Below are 261 nucleotides of genomic sequence, written 5' to 3'. Positions count from 1 at the left end.
AACGCGCGCTTCCGCCAGCTCCTCGCCGCCGGCCAGACGGGGCTCTCGATCGCCTACGACATGCCGACGCTGTACGGCTACGACACCGACGATCCCGAGGCCGAGGGCGAGTTCGGCACCTGCGGGGTGGCGGTGTCGAGCCTTGCCGACATGGAGGTGCTCCTCGGCGGCCTGCCGCTCGACCGCGTCAGCACCTCGATGACGATCAACTCGCCGGCCGCGCCCGTCTGGGCGATGTACATCGTCGCGGCCGAGAAGAGC

1 protein-coding gene is annotated in these 261 nt (G+C 70.5%); it reads left to right on the top strand.

Annotation, left to right across the window (positions count from 1 at the left end):
- Window positions 1–261, top strand: a 261-nt coding sequence (locus RAD10_RS42145; protein WP_461622052.1) for a methylmalonyl-CoA mutase family protein, incomplete at both ends; no start/stop codon positions are given.

The organism is Bradyrhizobium sp. 23AC (assembly GCF_054863025.1).
Note: the sequence above shows the minus strand (reverse complement) of the source record. Positions and strands in the feature narration are given on the sequence as shown.